The organism is Brevundimonas sediminis, from assembly GCF_048799765.1.
Classification (GTDB): domain Bacteria; phylum Pseudomonadota; class Alphaproteobacteria; order Caulobacterales; family Caulobacteraceae; genus Brevundimonas.
On sequence record NZ_JBLYQK010000007.1, the window covers coordinates 77,914 to 92,781 of the forward strand.

Below are 14,868 nucleotides of genomic sequence, written 5' to 3' on the forward strand. Positions count from 1 at the left end.
CCTCCAAGGGCAGACCATCGATTCGGTTGCTCACAGGAACGTGGTCGGCGCAGGGCCCGGTCCGGATCAGGCGCCGCACCGCCGATCGGCGTCAGGGGTCTCGGTCCGGTCAGATCCGGGGCGTCCCGGGTTGGCGCGGGCGGGGGCGAACCCCCGCCCGGCCGGGTCAGCGGGTCGCCGCGATGAAGTCGGGATCCGCGAACAGCAGGCTGATCAGCTTCTCCACGGTGGCCGGATAGCCCTGCACCGCCGCGGGGATGGCCACCGCGCCGATGAACGACGACGGCCACTGGTGTTCGCCGGTGAGCTCCTTGTCGTAGACCACCTGGCCGTCGCGGGTCAGCACGAAGCGGGCGCCGACCGCGCCGTCGCCGGTGCTGATGCCGGCGGCGTTGAGCCGGTTAGTGGTCAGGGTCCCGGACAGACGCAGGGCCGCCGCGTCGCCGAAGCGCCCGGCGTTGCGGAGTTCGGCTTCCAGCGCTTCCTGCAGATAGGTGCTGAACGTGCCGTCGACGCCGGAGCCGCTCATGGTGCTGCCGCGCAGGACGAAGCTGCGATTGCTGACGCCTTCGTTCGCGGTGAAGGCGTCGACGCCGATCATCGCCGTGCCCGAGCGCAGGGACTGCAGATTGGCGATGCTGGGCTGATAGGTCGGCGCCGGCGTGCTGACGCAGGCGGCGAGGGTGGACATGACCGCCAGGACGGCGGCGCTGCGGATCAGGCGGCGCATCAGTTGAACGCTCCCTTGTCGGCCAGCTGGTCCAGACCGTTCCAGATGATCTGGTCCATGATCTGGTGGACGCCGTCGATGGGCGTCACGGCCGTCAGGCCGGCCGGGCCGGACTTGTTGCCGATCGTGGTGTGCAGGGCATGGCGCACGTCCACCGAGGTGGTCTGGCCGGCGCGGCTGTAGGTGACCTGGGCGACGTAGACGTCGGTCACCATGCTGCCCACGGCGCCGAGGGTGAGGCCGACGCCGAAGCCTTCGGCCTCCGCGTTCTCGCCTTCCAGCGGCCTGTTGTCGATCACGACGGTCAGCAGGCCGGCGTCAGGGCCGGCGGCGTCGCGCGAGACGGACGAGAACAGGCCCGACTCGGCGGCGACCGCGATGATCCGCGGCTGGATTTCAGAGGTCGCGGCGGCGTTGATGGCGCCCTTGGTGCGGAACTCGACCGCAACCTGGACCGGGCGCGCGGTGGCCGGCGCGGCGATGTCGGCGCGGCCCACCATCGGCAGCGCGGGGTCGACATAGGATTTCATCGAGAGACAGCCCGTCAGGACGACGGCGCACGTCAAAAGAGCCAGGCCGCGAACGGCGTGGCGGACAAGATTGGACTTCACAGATCCCCCCGGGGCGAAAAAGCAGCCGAAAAACAGGCTGCTACCCGCTTAGCTCACAACCGTGGCCGTTCCAATATGGGGGTACTTGGCGAAAATACATCTTCAGGTGGTTTGTTGCGTCGGCGATTGTCCGGGGGCGGATCATCACCTATCCGCCGAATCCGCCGCCCTCCAGAAACGCCTGCTCCTCGGCCGTCGTCTCGCGTCCCAGACAGGCGTTGCGGTGCGGGAAGCGGCCGAACCTGACGATGATGTCGCGGTGGATGTGACCCCATTTCTGCAGGTCCGCGTCATCGCCGATCAGGGCCAGATAGCGGTCCTGGTCCTCCAGCCGCTCGGAATGCTCGAACGGCAGCAGGAGGAAGTTCCGCAGGTCGGTCTCGAACGCCAGATGATGGCCGCGCGCCACCGCCTGTTCGGCGAAATGGCGGGCCAGCGGGTCGGTGGCGAACTGGTGCGCCGTGCCGCGGAAGCAGTTGCGCGGGAACTGGTCCAGCAGGATCAGCAGGGCCAGCGATCCCTCCGGCGTCTCGGCCCAGTGATCCAGCTCACGCCGCGCCGCCATCATGTGGCCGTGGGCGAAGCGCTGGCGGAAGACGTCGTCGAAGGCGTCATCCTTGGCGAACCACTTGCCGGGGCCGGCCTCTTTCCAGAAGCCGATGACGTCGGAAGGCTGTAGGTCTGTGCTCATGACCCAGACCCTACCCAATCCGCTTCCCGCCTACCACGACGCCGACTGCGACCTTTCGATCATCCGCGGCAAGCGCGTGGCCGTGATCGGTTACGGCAGTCAGGGGCGGACCCATGCGCTGAACCTGCGCGACTCGGGGGTGACCGACATCGTCATCGGGCTGAAGGCGACTTCGGCGACGCGGGCGAAGGCCGAGGCGGACGGCTTCACCGTTCTGACCGCGGGTGAGGCGACGGCGGGGGCGGATGTGGTCGCCGTCATGGTCTCGGACGAGGCGCACCGCGATCTGTGGCGCGACGAGCTGGAGCCCAACATCCGGCCGGGCGCGGCCCTGATCTTCGCCCATGGCCTGTCGGTGCGGTTCGAGCTGGTGAAGCCGCGCGCGGACCTGGATGTGATTCTGGCCTCGCCCAAGGGAATCGGGCCGCGCATCCGCGACCTGTATGAGGCCGGGGAGGGGGTCTTCTGCCTGTTCGGGGTGCAGCAGGACTTCACCGGCGGCGCCCATGCCCTGGGCCTTTCCTATGCGGCGGCGCTGGGTTGCGGCCGCAAGGGCATTCTCGAGACCACGATGAGGGACGAGTGCGAAAGCGACCTGTTCGGCGAGCAGGTGGTCCTGTGCGGCGGCGTGGCCGAACTGGTCGACGGGGCCTTCATGACGCTGGTTAACGCCGGCTATCCGCCCGAGGTGGCGTGGTTCGAGTGCTTCTATGAGCTGAAGCTGGTCACCGACCTGATGTTCGAGAAGGGAATCGCCGGGGCGTTCGGGCGAATCTCCAACACGGCCGAGTACGGCGCCTATCTGACCGGGCCGCGCATTATCGGCGACGCCTCAAAGGCGGCGATGGATCAGGTGCTGGACGAGGTGCAGTCCGGCGCCTTCGTGAAGAAGCTCATGACCGACCATGACGCCGGCTCCCCGGAGCTGCTGGCCCGCCGCAAGGCCCTGGGCGAACGCACCATCGAAAGCGTCGGCGCGCATCTGGCGGCGGTGGCGTCCAAAGCGGGGGGCTGAAACGAAAAGAGCCTCCCGAAGGAGGCTCTTTCGCTTGTTTCCAGGGTCTCGGGAAACCCTTGGAAAGAATGGTCGGAGTGAGAGGATTCGAACCTCCGACCCCTGCGTCCCGAACGCAGTGCTCTACCAGGCTGAGCCACACTCCGACTTGAGGAGGGGGCTTATAGCGACGCGTTTTTGCGCCCGCAAGCGGAGAAAACGCCTTCCGGTAAATAGTTTGCGACCCGGTGATCGGCGACCGCCGCTCGCCCGAAAGCTCTCCGAAAACGGAGATGAAAGAAGCTGCGAAAAGCCTCTTGCGTCCCGCTTCGCCCCGGCGTATCTGACCGCCTCCTCGCCGCAGGGCGGGGCGACGCCGGACCTGCTGGGGAATGGTGTAATGGTAACACTCCGGTTTTTGGTACCGTCATTCTAGGTTCGAGTCCTAGTTCCCCAGCCATCCGCTTCCGGCCTTCAGAACATCCTGATCTGTCCCGCATGCCGATCGCGTGAGCGGTCGCTTGCGCGCGCCGGGGGTGACCGGGGCGGTGAAGCCCGGCTATGCACGGGCATGACCTTCGTTGAGCTCAATCCGTCGCTGAAGACCTCGCGAACGGCGACGCACTTCTTCTTTCTGAACGGGCCTTTCAGTCAGTGGCATCCCGCCGCGTTCGAGGCCGTGCTGCCCGGTGAGGGGACGCCGCGCAAGTTCAACTGCGCGGAGCAGTTCATGATGGCCGGGAAGGCGGCCCTGTTCGCGGATGCGGAGATGCTCGAACGGATCATGGCGGTCGGGCAGAAGCGCGACTGGCGCGAGGCGCCGAAGGCGCACAAGGCGCTGGGGCGGCTGGTGAAGGGATTCGACGCCGGCGTCTGGGACGCGAACGCCCGTGAGATCGTCTTCACCGGCAACCTCGCCAAATTCGGTCAGGCGGAGAACCTGCGCAAATACCTGCTGGCGACCGAGGATCTGATTCTGGTCGAGGGGGCGCACTACGACCCGGTCTGGGGCGTCGGGCTGGCGTGGGACGATCCTCGAATCGTTGATCCCGCCAACTGGCAGGGGAGCAACTGGCTGGGCGAAGCCTTGATGCGCGTCCGGACGGCTTTGGCCGCCTAGTGCGTCCGGGCGGTTTCCAGCGGCAGGCGGATGCGGACGCCGACGCCGGCGCCGGGGGCGGTTTCGAGGCTCATGGAGCCGCCGAGGTGGTCGACCAGCCCCTGCACCAGCGACAGGCCTTCGCCCGGCTGGATGGTCTCGGCGCCGATGCCTGAATCGCGGACCACCAGGCTGACGCCGCCGACCGCGCGCGAGAAGGCGACGGCGATGGCGCCGCGGCGGTCGTCGGGGAAGGCGTGGCGGCAGGCGTTGGAGATCAGCTCATGGGTGATGATCGCCATCGGCAGCAGATGGCTGTCCGGCATCAGGGTGGTCTGGCCCCGCACCTCGATGCGGACGGGCCGGCCCGCACAGGCGCGGCTCCAGAAGGCGGCGACATCGTCCAGATAGCCGGCGAAATCGAGCGGCCCGCCGGCGGTCATCCGGCGGCTGATCAACTCCATGGACGCGGTGACGTCGCTGAGCCAGGTCAGGTGGCGCAGGCTTTCGGGATCGGTCACGCTGCGCAGGCGAATCCCCACCAGCGTCTGAAGCAACTGGTAGCCCCCCAGAAGGCGGGTCTGCAGTTCGACGATCCGGTCTTCCGCAGCCGCGGTCATCTGTCCCCCGAGGGTTGAAAAGGCCGGGAATTCCTAGCTCACGCAGAACCAAATAGCCAATCATGCGTTCGCATGTCCGCTGGCGGACACAACAGTGTAAATGCGTCTGGTTAGCGTGTGTGTGGGGGAAGTCGCGTGTCCGACCTGCCGGACCTTCGGGTCATGATCGTGGAAGACCAGGCCTTGCTGGCGATGGAGCTGGAGCTCGTGCTGGGCGAATCCGGCTGCGACGTCGTCGGCTGCGCCATGGACAAGGCGGGGGCCTTCGCCATTGCGGAGCGCGAGCGCCCGGATCTGGCCCTGATCGACGTCAACCTGCTGGACGGCATGACCGGGCCGCAGATCGCGCAGAAGCTCGTGGCGGACCACGGCGCGGCGGTGGTCTTCCTGACCGCCAATCCCGAACAGATCCCGGACGGCTTCGCCGGCGCCCTGGGCGCGGTGTCCAAGCCGTTCGACGAGCAGACCCTGCGGGCGGTGGTCCAGTTCGCCCGGCAGTTCATCCTGCACCGCACGGTCGGCACGCCGCCGCGACGCTTCCGTCTGGCCCCCTGGCTGATGACGCCGCCGGACGACATCGCGCCGCACTGACGGATGAACCGTGCGAGGCTGGTGGGAGCGGAGCCGGCGAAGTGATTGGTGATTAGTGGGGGGCGGCTTCGGGGCCGGCGCCCGCCAACGACGCACTGCGCAAGCGGCATCGAACCACTAGTCACCAACCGCCAATCACTTCCCAGCCGCCGTCAGGGAAGACGCGACGTGTCCCCTGACGGCGTGTCTGCCCGCTACTGCACCTTCAGACGCATGAAGATCATGCCGCCGTCAGGGTCGCCGCCGTAGAGCGGTTCGAGCGCGCCGGGAACCTGGTTGACGCTGTACAGGGCGCCGAGGCCGAAGCGGACATTGTCGGCCAGCCGCCAGTCGTGGACCGCCCCGACCGAGGCCTTCGCCACCGTATGGAGGTCGCCGTGGCCGCCGCCGAGGCCGGGGACCAGCTCATCCGTCTCGATCCGCTCGGCGCGGGCGAAGACGGTCCAGCGGTCGTCCGGGCTGATCGCGCCCTCCAGCAGCCAGCCGTCCTTGCTCTCGTCGTGATCGTTGATCTTGCGGCCCCAGGCGACGGTCGTGGACCACCAGCCCTCGGCGCCGATCCGGCGGGTGTGGATGGCGCTGACCGAGAGCTTGCGGTCGTTCTCGTCCGGTTCGAGTTGTTCGGGGCCGGTGACGTCGGCGTACGAGGCCTGGAAGGACCAGTTGTCGGTCGGGTTCCAGGTCCCGCGGACAGCCCAGCTGTCGAACTCGGGCGGATCGAAGTCGTAGCGGTTCTGATCCGGCTCGCGCCCGGTGAAGGACGAGGCCTCCAGCTTCACCCGGTCGTGGGCCCAGCCGAGGGTGGCGACGCCGAAGACGATGTGGGTCGAATCCAGCCAGTGGTGGGTGATCGGCGCCTCGGGACTGTCCATGGCGCTCATGCGGTGCATGAAGGCGGGCGGTCCGAAGGCGGGTTCGCCGGGGTAGCCGATGTAGGCGAAGACCGTGTCCTTGTCGGTCAGCGGTCTGGCGTAGCTGGCCGACAGCTCCATCACCAGCTCGTGCGGATGCTGGCGATCGACCAGCGGGTTGACGCCATCGGCGGTCTCGCCCGCCGCGAGCAGCAGCGGATAGCCGTCCTTGCCCATGAAGGGGTCGGGGCTGAGCATGGCGCGCAGGTTCAGGGTTGAGCCGTCGGCGAAGTCGCGGCGCGCCGAACTCATGACCATGCCGCTGACGAAGGTCTTGTCGTCGCCGCGCGGGCCGTTCTGACGGTCGTAAACCAGGTTGAGCTGGAGGTGGCTCATCAGGCTCCAGTCGCCGAGGCGGCTGTGCACGCCGCCGTGCTGTGAGGCATCAGGCTGCCAGGCGGTGCCGGAGGCTTCGCGGGTCATCGGCCAGGGGCCGAGATTGCCGGTCATGGCGTGGCCGGAGTGATCCATCTCCGGCCCGTCAGGAGCGGCGGGGTTCATCCCGGACATGGCGTGACCGGCGTGGGGGGCGGCGGCGGAAGGCTGCTGTTGCGGCGCGGAGGCCGGGTGGTGGTCGTGCTGCTGGGCCGCTGCCGGAAGGGCGAGCGCGAGCAGGGAGGCCCCGGCGAGGGGGGCGAGAAGGCGGGCCATGAACGGCTCCTTGAGTGCGTGTCTGATCCGGCGCCGGGGGTCCGGCGCGTGCGAGAGGGCTCGGGATCAGGCGCGGGGAGGACCGTGCTCGGGCGTCGGGGCCTGGCCGATCAGACGGGCCACGGGAAGGGGACTCAGGTCCGGCGCCGCAGCGGCGCGGGCGGCCTCGACCGGCGCCGGGAGCGGGGCGGTGACGCACATGACGCAGCAGGCCATGACCTTGATCGCCTTGGCGGGCGCTCCGGAGGGAGCCTCGCCATGGTGCACGGAACCGCTCCTGGCGCGGGCCGGCGCCTCATGGCAGGGCGGCGCCGCGGGCCCGGCCGCCGCAGCGGGCAGGGCGCCGAGGGTCAGCACCGCGAGGGCGCCGCACAGCATCAGCAGGGTCCGCAGGAGGGCCATGGACGCAGACCTAGGCCTTCCGGACCCCGCTCGCAACGGTCTCAGAGCCGCAGCCCGTCCGTGACCGGCGGCGCGCCGTCGGGCGTGAGGTCCAGCTGCATCAGAACCACGTCGATCCAGCGATCGAACTTCCAGCCGGTTTCGCGCCAGACGCCCGCCTCACGGAAGCCGGCGGAGCGGTGCAGGGCGATCGAGCCCGTGTTGGCGCTGTCGCCGATGGCGCCGATCAGATGGCGCAGGCCCATGGCGCGGGCGCGGTCGATCAGGGCGGCCATGAGGGCCCGGCCCACGCCCCGGCCCTGGGCGTCCGGCGCGACATAGACCGACAGCTCGACGCAGTAGCGATAGGCCGGGCGCAGCCGGAAGGGCGACAGATAGGCATAGCCGACGACCCGGCCGTCGAGCTCGGCCGTCAGCCACGGCAGGTCCAGCTTGCGGACTCCGGCCAGCCGGGACGCCATTTCAGCCTCGTCCGGGGGATCAAGCTCGAAGGTCGCCGTCCGGTGCAGAACCTCATCCGCATAAAGGGCGGTGATGGTCCCGAGGTCGGCCTCTGTGGTGTCTCTGAGCAGGGGAGCCATTGTTTTCATTCGCCATCGTCAGAATTGGTCAGTGACAGAACGCGGTTCTGTCCTCTAGTTTCAAGGTCCAGATCGATCCCGGAGCCTGACATGAAGCCGATCCCTCTCATCGCCGGTCTTGTCCTCGCCCTCTCGGCCCTGCCGGTGAGTGTCAACGCCCAGACGCGTTCGGACAAGAACGTGGCCGGGAGCTACGGCCAGGCCACTATCGACCTGAAGGTCTGCAACCGCAGCGGACGCGACGCCACCGTGGCGGTCTCCTATGTCCAGCCCGGCGAGAGCCAGTTCATCAATCGCGGCTGGTATGACGTCGCCAACGGCGCCTGCCGCGACCTCGTCACCACGGGCAACGCGAATTTCTACTTCTACGCCGACGCCACAGACGGGTCGGGACGGAGCTGGCAGGGCAGCCACACGCTCTGCGTCGAGTACCCGGGCCCCTACACCTTCTATTCGACCGGCGCGAGCGAGTGCGACTACGGGCAGGACGTCCGGAACTTCACGGCGTTTCACGCCGACGAAGCCGGCGCCTGGACCTGGACCCTCAATCCGTAGGGGCCGAGGGGGAGCGGGCTCAGGCCTGCTCCCAGCCCTTCCGGATGGCCCAGATGGCGAAGGCGTAGACGATCGCGATGTCCTTCAGATAGTCGAAACGGCCCGATGAGCTGAAGTGGCCGGCGGTCATGTTGATCTTCAGCAGGACCGGCTTGCCCGAGGTGGTGGCCGGACGCAGTTTGGCGACCCACTTTTCCGGCTCCCAGTAGGTGACGCGCGGGTCGGACAGGCCGCCGGTGGCCAGCACCGCTGGATAGGCCTTGGCCTCGACCTGGTCATAGGGGCTGTACGAATACATGTAGTCGTACGCCTCGGGATCGGTGATCGGGTCGCCCCACTCGGGCCATTCGCCCGGGGTCAGCGGCAGGCTGACGTCCGACATGGTGTTGATCACGTCCACGAAGGGCACGTCGCCGATGACCCCGGCCCAGAGGTCGGGGCGCATGTTGTTGATCGCGCCCATCAGCAGGCCGCCGGCGGACCCGCCGTGGGTGACGATGTTGCCGGCGCGGGCGTAGTTCTTCTCGATCAGATGCTCGGCGGCGGCGATGAAGTCGGTGAAGGTGTTCTTCTTCGTCATCCGGCGCGCGGCCAGGAACCAGCCCCAGCCCTTGTCCGAGCCGCCCCGGATGTGGGCGATGGCGTAGATGAAGCCGCGATCCACCAGCGACAGGCGGTTGGTGTTGAAGCCCGCGCCCATGGGGATGCCGTAGGAGCCGTAGCCGTACAGCAGGACCGGGGCCGAGCCGTCCACCGGCGTCGATTTGCGGCGCAGGATGGTGACGGGGACCAGCGCACCGTCGGAGGCCGGAGCGTTCAGCCGCTCGACCACATAGTCGTCGATGTTGTGGCCCGACGGGACCTCCTGCGTCTTGCGCAGGGTCCGCTCGCGGGTGGCCATGTTGTAGTCGAAGGTCTGCGCGGGTGTGGACGGCGAGGTGTAGACATACCGCGTCATCGGCGAGTCGTATTCGTAGGTCCCGCTGAGGCCCAGCACATAGGCGGGCTCGTCCACGGCGATGGCGTGCTCCTCGCCCGCGCGGGTGCGGATGACGATCCGGGTGTTGGCGTCATAGCGCTCGACCCGGGCCAGATGGTCGGCGAAGGGCGAGATGCTCTCGATCAGGCGGCCTTCGGTGAAGGGCACCAGATCGGTCCAATGGGCGCGGCCCGGGGCGTCGGTCGGGGCGGTGACGATCTTGAAGTCCACGGCGCCGTCGGCGTCCGTGCGGATGACCCAGCGGTCACCCCAGTGGTCGGCGTCATAGCGCACCGCCTCGCGGCGCGGCTCGATGACGACCGGGGTCGCCTCGGGCTGGTCGGCGGGGACGAAGCGGTATTCGGTCTGCTCGCCGTTGCCGCTGGTGATGAGGATGAACTTGTCGTCGGCGCTGGTCCCCAGCCCCATGTACATGCCGTCGTCCGGCTCCTCGTACACGGTGGTGATCTCGCCGCCGCGGACGAGGCGCTTCAGGATCTTGTCCGACCGGCCGTTGTCGTCGCGGTTGATCCAGAAGATCCATTGGGCGTCCGCCGAGAAGACGAAGTCGCCCATGGCGCTGTCGATCGTCTCACCGATGAAGGCGCCGGTGGCGATGTCGGTGACGTAGATGCGGTAGACCTCGGAGCCCTGGGCGTCCTCGGCGTAGGCGAACAGGCTGTGGTCACGGCTGTGTTCGGTGGCGCCGACCGAGGAGTAGGCCTTGCCCTCGGCCAGCTGGTTGGCGTCGAGCAGGACGACCTCGCCGTTGGCCTGACCCTTGGGGCGGCGGCAGTAGAGCGGGTGCTGCTGGCCGGTCTCGAAGCGGGTGTAATACTCCCACGGGCCGTCGGGCAGGGGGACGGAGCTGTCGTCCTCCTTGATGCGACCCTTCATCTCCTCGAACAGCTCAAGCTGGAGCGGCTCGGTCGAGCGCATCATGGCCTCGCGATAGGCGTTCTCGGCGTCCAGATGCTCCTTGACGTCGGCCTTGATGATCGACGGATCGCGCAGGACCTGCTGCCAGTTGTCGTCCTTCATCCACTGATAGTCGTCGGTCCGCGTGCGGCCGAGCTGTTCAATGGTGACGGGGATCTTCTTGGCGACGGGCGGGACGGGCGCGTTGGACATCGAGGCTCCGGCGGGGGTCTTGGAATTGGCCATGGCGGGGAGGGCCGTCGCGGCGAGTGCGGCGGCGGAGGTGGCGATAAGGTCGCGGCGATTCATGACAGGCTCCCCGTTGGACGGCGGACCTTGGGCGTGGTCGCGGAGAGGGTCAACGGCTGAACGCTCACCTCCCCATCGCCCATTCAAGGCGATGGGGAGGACAGATCGGCGTCTTCGCCGATCAGGAGGGGGCGGCGCAGGCGGTAAGTGGTTAGCCGCCGACACCGGCGTTCGAGGCGTCTCCTGCCGACACAGAGCCGCCCTCACCTGATCGACGCTGGACGCGTCGATCTGTCCTCTCCATTCGCTTGAGGGCGAACGGAGAGGTGAGTGGTCGGGAACTCAGCCCACCAGCACGTCCACGCTCATCCGTTCCAGCAGGGCGCCGCCCTGGCCGACGGCCGCGAGGCGGCTGGAGACATGGCCGAGGACGTTGGCGGCGTAGACCTCGTAGAGCGCGATCTTGCCCTCGAGCCAGACCGGATCGCCCCGGCCGGCGTCGAGCTCGGCGCGAGCCCAGAGCGCGCCCCTGGCCAGCATCCAGCCGCCGGTGACGTCGCCCAGCAGCTTCAGATAGGCGTCGGCGGCGGCCAGCACGTCGGCGGCGCGCGCCGGCTCCTGCTTGGCGTCGAGCAGCCACAGGGTGGCGTCCTGGACCGCCTCGACCGCATTGGCGAAGCGCTCGACCGGCTTGCCGCTGTACAGGCGGGGCAGCTGGATCAGGGTTTCCTTGAAGTCGGCGATCAGGGCCTTGGCGGCGTCACCGCCGTCCTGCGACAGCTTGCGGCCGACCAGGTCCATGGCCTGGATGCCGTTGGTGCCTTCGTAGATCGGGGCGATGCGGGCGTCGCGATAGTACTGGGCCGCGCCGGTCTCCTCGATGAAGCCCATGCCGCCGTGGACCTGCACGCCCTGGGAGGCGACCTCGCAGCCGACGTCGGTGGACCAGGCCTTGGCGATGGGCGTGAACAGGTCCTCGCGGCCCTTCCACTTGCGGCGGTCCTCTTCGGTGGCGGCGTGGCGGGCGAGGTCGGCGGCGACCCCGGTCGACAGGCAGATGGCGCGGGCGGCGGCGATCTTCGCCTTCATCACGCTGAGGGTGCGGCGCACGTCCGGGTGATCGACGATCGGGCTGTTGGCGACGCCGGTCCAGACGCTGCGGCCCTGCTTGCGCTCCTGCGCGTACTGCAGGGCGTGCTGGTAGGCGCGCTCGGCGATGCCGACGCCCTCGACGCCGACGGCGAGACGGGCGGCGTTCATCATGACGAACATATGGGCGAGGCCCTGGTTGGGCTGGCCGACCAGTTCGGCGGTGGCGTCCTCATAGGCCATGACGCAGGTGGGCGAGCCGTGGATGCCCAGCTTGTGCTCGACGCTGACGGGATGGAAGCTGTTGCGTTCGCCCAGCGAGCCGTCGGCGTTGACGTGGTATTTCGAGGCCAGGAACAGGCTGATGCCCTTGGGCCCCGGGGGGGAGTCGGGCAGGCGGGCGAGGACCAGGTGGACGATGTTGTCCGTCGCGTCGTGATCGCCCCAGGTGATGAAGATCTTCTGGCCCGACAGTTTGTAGGTTCCGTCGCCGTTCGGGATCACCGTGGCGGTCAGGGCGCCGAGGTCCGAGCCCGCGCCCGGCTCGGTCAGGACCATGGCTCCGGTCCACTCGCCGGACACCAGACGGGTCAGGTAGGTTTCCTTCTGGCTGTCCGTGCCGACGGCCTCCAGCGCCTCGATGGCGGCGAGGGACAGCATGGGGCACAGGCCGAAGGCCATGTTGGCCGAGTGGACGGTCTCATAAGCCGCCAGCTCCAGCGCCTTGGGCAGTTGCTGGCCGCCGGAGTGGGTCTGGGCGGTCAGGCCGGTCCAGCCGCCGGCGGCGAACTGGCGGTAGGCGTCCGAGAAGCCGGGGGCGGGCGTGACGTTGCCGTCCTTGCAGACCGAGCCCTTCTGGTCGCCCACGCGGTTCAGGGGGGCGAGGACTTCCTCGGAGAACTGGCCTGCGGCCTCGAGCACCGCACCCATCAGGTCGGCGTCGTAATCGGGGAAGGCGCCGGTGGCGGCGACCTGGTCAATGCCGGCGACGGCTTGCAGGGCGAAGGCGATATCGCGGATCGGGGCGCGGTAGGTCATCGGAGGTCCGGGACTGTCGAGAACGGCATGGTGGTGATGACCCTTTCCCCCTCCCTTGTGCAAGGGGTGGCGAAGCGGGTCGGATCGACGCACAGTGACGGGGCGCCGTCACGGAAGGGAAGTCATGGCTGAACCACGTCACCGATACTCCGCACTCTCGCTGGTCCTGCACTGGCTGATCGCGGCCATGATCCTGGCCCAGATCCTGTTGATCACTGCGCACGAGGCGACCGAAGGGCCGCTGTCGCGCGAGTTCGTGCAGATCCACAAATCTCTGGGCCTGACCATCCTGCTGCTGACGCTGGTGCGGATCGGCTGGCGGATCGCCCATCCCGCCCTGCCGCTGCCCGAGCGGATGAAGGGCTGGGAGCGGATTCTGGCGCGCGGCGCCCATGTGCTGTTCTACGTGGCCCTGATTGTCCTGCCGCTGACGGGCTGGGCGGCCAGCTCGGCGATGGGGCGCGATATCGTCTGGTTCGGCCTGTTCAACTGGCCGCTGCTGCCGATCGGCGGCGGTCGCGAGACGGCCGGGGCGCTGATGGACCTGCACGGCATCGCGGTGAAGGCGGTCTATGTGCTGCTGGCCCTGCACGTCCTGGGCGCGCTGAAGCACCAGTTCATCGACCGGGACAATGTCCTGCACCGGATGATCCCGCTGATTCCACGCCGCCCGTGACCGGGTTGGGCCGCGTCGGGCGTCCGCTCGCCGGGGTCGCGCTGTGGGGCGTCCTGGCTGCGCTGGCCCCGCCGCCGGAGGCGTGGAGCATTGATCGCGCGGGCTCGACCATCGACCTGTCGGTCCGCAGCTTCGCCGGGGTCCATACGGGGCGGTTCGAGGACTGGACCGGGGACATCCTGGTCGACCCGGACGCGCCTGAACGCTCAAGGGCGACGGTGACCGTGCAGGTCCGGTCGCTGCGGATGCAGCCCGGCCCGGCCACCGAACGGGCGCTGGGCCCCGGATTTCTGGATGCGGCGCGCTATCCGGTGATCCGGTTCCAGCTGCGCGCCCTGCAGCCCGAGGGCGGTGGGCGCTATACGGCGCGGGCCGATCTGACCGCCCGGGGGGTGACCCGGCCGGTCAGCTTCCCCATGGACTTGCGCACCGAGGGGGCGAGGGCGCAGATGACCGGCGGCTTCGCCTTCGACCGGGCGGACTTCGGCATAGGGACTTCCGGCGTTTGGAACGGTTTGATCGATCGACAGGTGACGGTGCGGGTCGCGCTTCAGGCGCGGCGGGCATGAGTGGCGCGGAAGAGGCCGCCGCCCGGGCGCTGGCGGACGGCAAGCTGATCCTGCTGCCGACCGAGACGGTCTACGGGCTGGGCGCCGACGCCTCGAACGCGGCGGCCGTGGCGGCGATCTTTGAGGCCAAGGGAAGACCGCGCTTCAACCCCTTGATTTCACACGTCGCCGATGCGGCGGGCGCCGAGCGGATCGCCCTGTTCGACGCCAACGCCCGCAAGCTGGCCGAGGCCTTCTGGCCCGGGCCTCTGACCATCGTCGCGCCGGTGCGGGACCGCGAGGCGGTCTGTGACCTGGCCCGCGCCGGGCTGGACAGCGTGGCGGTGCGCGTGCCGGGCCATGCCAGGGCGCGCGCGGTGCTGGGCCTTTTCGGCGGGGCGGTGGTGGCGCCGTCGGCCAACCGCTCGGGGCGGCCCAGCCCGACCACCTTCCAGGACGCGATGGACGAAACCGGCTTCGCCGCCGCCGAGGGCGTGGACGGCGGCCCCTGCGCCGTGGGGGTCGAAAGCACGGTGGTCTCGGTGCTGGGCGGCAAGGTCAGCCTGCTGCGCCCCGGCTCGGTGACGCGCGAGGAGCTGGAGACCGTGGTCGGCCCGCTCGACACGGGCGGGGAGGGGCACCGCTCGCCCGGCCGCCTGACGCTGCACTATGCGCCGGACGCGCCGGTGCGGATCAATGTGACGACCCTGCACAAGGGTGAGCTGCTGCTGGGTTTCGGGCCGGGGGTGGGCGATCCGCGCTGGAGCCTGAGCCCGACGGGCGACCTGCGCGAGGCGGCGGCGAACCTGTTTCGCCGCTTCCGGGAGGCGGACCGCGAGAAGCCGGGCGGGATCGCGGTGTCGCCGATCCCCGCCGACGGCCTCGGAGAAGCGATCAACGACCGCCTGAAGCGGGCGGCGGGGCATATCGGTTAG

General features: G+C 68.9%; 16 protein-coding genes and 2 tRNA genes. 8 read left to right on the forward strand and 10 right to left on the reverse strand.

The features are described from left to right. Positions 1 to 166 precede the first annotated feature (166 nt). The 3 genes from ACLQ7T_RS06305 to ACLQ7T_RS06315 all read right to left on the reverse strand — a co-directional run bounded on the left by ACLQ7T_RS06305 (position 167) and on the right by ACLQ7T_RS06315 (position 2,032). Positions 167 to 730 (reverse strand): hypothetical protein, encoded by a 564-nt coding sequence (locus ACLQ7T_RS06305; RefSeq protein WP_420478654.1) that lies wholly within the window; start codon positions 728 to 730, stop codon positions 167 to 169. Continuing rightward, positions 730 to 1,260, reverse strand: coding sequence for a hypothetical protein (locus tag ACLQ7T_RS06310; protein WP_420478655.1), 531 nt, complete (start codon positions 1,258 to 1,260; stop codon positions 730 to 732). The genes ACLQ7T_RS06305 and ACLQ7T_RS06310 overlap by 1 nt, the downstream gene beginning before the upstream one ends. Positions 1,261 to 1,489: 229 nt before the next feature. Continuing rightward, positions 1,490 to 2,032, reverse strand: coding sequence for a DUF924 family protein (locus ACLQ7T_RS06315; protein ID WP_420478656.1), 543 nt, complete (start codon positions 2,030 to 2,032; stop codon positions 1,490 to 1,492). Between ACLQ7T_RS06315 and ilvC the strand changes: the two genes are divergently transcribed. Further along, on the forward strand, positions 2,031 to 3,047 hold the full coding sequence (ilvC, locus tag ACLQ7T_RS06320; protein ID WP_420478657.1) for a ketol-acid reductoisomerase: 1,017 nt from the start codon (positions 2,031 to 2,033) through the stop codon (positions 3,045 to 3,047). The genes ACLQ7T_RS06315 and ilvC overlap by 2 nt on opposite strands. A 69-nt stretch (positions 3,048 to 3,116) precedes the next feature. Here ilvC and ACLQ7T_RS06325 read toward each other — a convergent pair. Next, a tRNA-Pro gene (locus ACLQ7T_RS06325) sits at positions 3,117 to 3,193 on the reverse strand. Positions 3,194 to 3,412: 219 nt separating this feature from the next. On the opposite strand from ACLQ7T_RS06325, the gene ACLQ7T_RS06330 reads away from it, so the two are divergent. Together ACLQ7T_RS06330 and ybiA are read left to right on the forward strand one after the other, a co-directional pair. Then, positions 3,413 to 3,486: transfer RNA gene (locus ACLQ7T_RS06330), tRNA-Gln, on the forward strand. 111 nt (positions 3,487 to 3,597) lie between these two features. Next, positions 3,598 to 4,146, forward strand: a complete 549-nt coding sequence (gene ybiA / locus ACLQ7T_RS06335; RefSeq protein WP_420478658.1) for a riboflavin biosynthesis intermediates N-glycosidase — start codon at positions 3,598 to 3,600, stop codon at positions 4,144 to 4,146. On the opposite strand, the gene ACLQ7T_RS06340 is transcribed toward ybiA, so the two are convergent. Continuing rightward, complete coding sequence (locus tag ACLQ7T_RS06340; RefSeq protein WP_420478659.1) at positions 4,143 to 4,745, reverse strand: sensor histidine kinase; 603 nt, start codon at positions 4,743 to 4,745, stop codon at positions 4,143 to 4,145. The two genes, ybiA and ACLQ7T_RS06340, sit on opposite strands and share 4 nt — an antisense overlap. 135 nt (positions 4,746 to 4,880) lie before the next feature. Here ACLQ7T_RS06340 and ACLQ7T_RS06345 point away from each other — a divergent pair, with 135 nt between their 5' ends. Beyond that, positions 4,881 to 5,336, forward strand: a complete 456-nt coding sequence (locus tag ACLQ7T_RS06345; protein ID WP_420471962.1) for a response regulator — start codon at positions 4,881 to 4,883, stop codon at positions 5,334 to 5,336. Between the two features lie 194 nt (positions 5,337 to 5,530). Here the strand turns inward: ACLQ7T_RS06345 and ACLQ7T_RS06350 are convergent, their stop codons facing one another. From ACLQ7T_RS06350 to ACLQ7T_RS06360, 3 genes are all read right to left on the reverse strand, one after another. Next, the gene (locus ACLQ7T_RS06350) at positions 5,531 to 6,898 is read right to left on the reverse strand and encodes a hypothetical protein (protein WP_420478660.1); all 1,368 of its coding nucleotides are present in this window, start codon (positions 6,896 to 6,898) and stop codon (positions 5,531 to 5,533) included. 66 nt (positions 6,899 to 6,964) lie between these two features. Further along, on the reverse strand, positions 6,965 to 7,300 hold the full coding sequence (locus ACLQ7T_RS06355) for a hypothetical protein (protein ID WP_420478661.1): 336 nt from the start codon (positions 7,298 to 7,300) through the stop codon (positions 6,965 to 6,967). A gap of 41 nt (positions 7,301 to 7,341) precedes the next feature. Next, positions 7,342 to 7,881, reverse strand: a complete 540-nt coding sequence (locus tag ACLQ7T_RS06360; protein ID WP_420478662.1) for a GNAT family N-acetyltransferase — start codon at positions 7,879 to 7,881, stop codon at positions 7,342 to 7,344. Positions 7,882 to 7,971: 90 nt separating this feature from the next. Between ACLQ7T_RS06360 and ACLQ7T_RS06365 the strand changes: the two genes are divergently transcribed. Then, on the forward strand, positions 7,972 to 8,436 hold the full coding sequence (locus ACLQ7T_RS06365) for a DUF1036 domain-containing protein (RefSeq protein ID WP_420478663.1): 465 nt from the start codon (positions 7,972 to 7,974) through the stop codon (positions 8,434 to 8,436). A gap of 19 nt (positions 8,437 to 8,455) precedes the next feature. On the opposite strand, the gene ACLQ7T_RS06370 is transcribed toward ACLQ7T_RS06365, so the two are convergent. After that, a complete protein-coding gene (locus ACLQ7T_RS06370; protein ID WP_420478664.1) occupies positions 8,456 to 10,642 on the reverse strand; it encodes a S9 family peptidase in 2,187 nt (728 codons plus the stop codon). A gap of 282 nt (positions 10,643 to 10,924) precedes the next feature. Further along, on the reverse strand, positions 10,925 to 12,709 hold the full coding sequence (locus ACLQ7T_RS06375) for an acyl-CoA dehydrogenase (protein ID WP_420478665.1): 1,785 nt from the start codon (positions 12,707 to 12,709) through the stop codon (positions 10,925 to 10,927). A 124-nt stretch (positions 12,710 to 12,833) separates the two neighbouring features. On the opposite strand from ACLQ7T_RS06375, the gene ACLQ7T_RS06380 reads away from it, so the two are divergent. The 3 genes from ACLQ7T_RS06380 to ACLQ7T_RS06390 are packed head-to-tail and all read left to right on the forward strand — an operon-like array spanning position 12,834 to position 14,868. Next, entirely contained in the window at positions 12,834 to 13,385 is a 552-nt protein-coding gene (locus ACLQ7T_RS06380; protein WP_420478666.1) for a cytochrome b, read from the forward strand. Continuing rightward, positions 13,382 to 13,954 carry a YceI family protein gene (locus ACLQ7T_RS06385; RefSeq protein ID WP_420478667.1) on the forward strand — a complete coding sequence of 191 codons (573 nt, stop codon included), beginning with the start codon at positions 13,382 to 13,384 and terminating at the stop codon, positions 13,952 to 13,954. The genes ACLQ7T_RS06380 and ACLQ7T_RS06385 overlap by 4 nt, the downstream gene beginning before the upstream one ends. Then, entirely contained in the window at positions 13,951 to 14,868 is a 918-nt protein-coding gene (locus ACLQ7T_RS06390; protein ID WP_420478668.1) for an L-threonylcarbamoyladenylate synthase, read from the forward strand. The genes ACLQ7T_RS06385 and ACLQ7T_RS06390 overlap by 4 nt, the downstream gene beginning before the upstream one ends.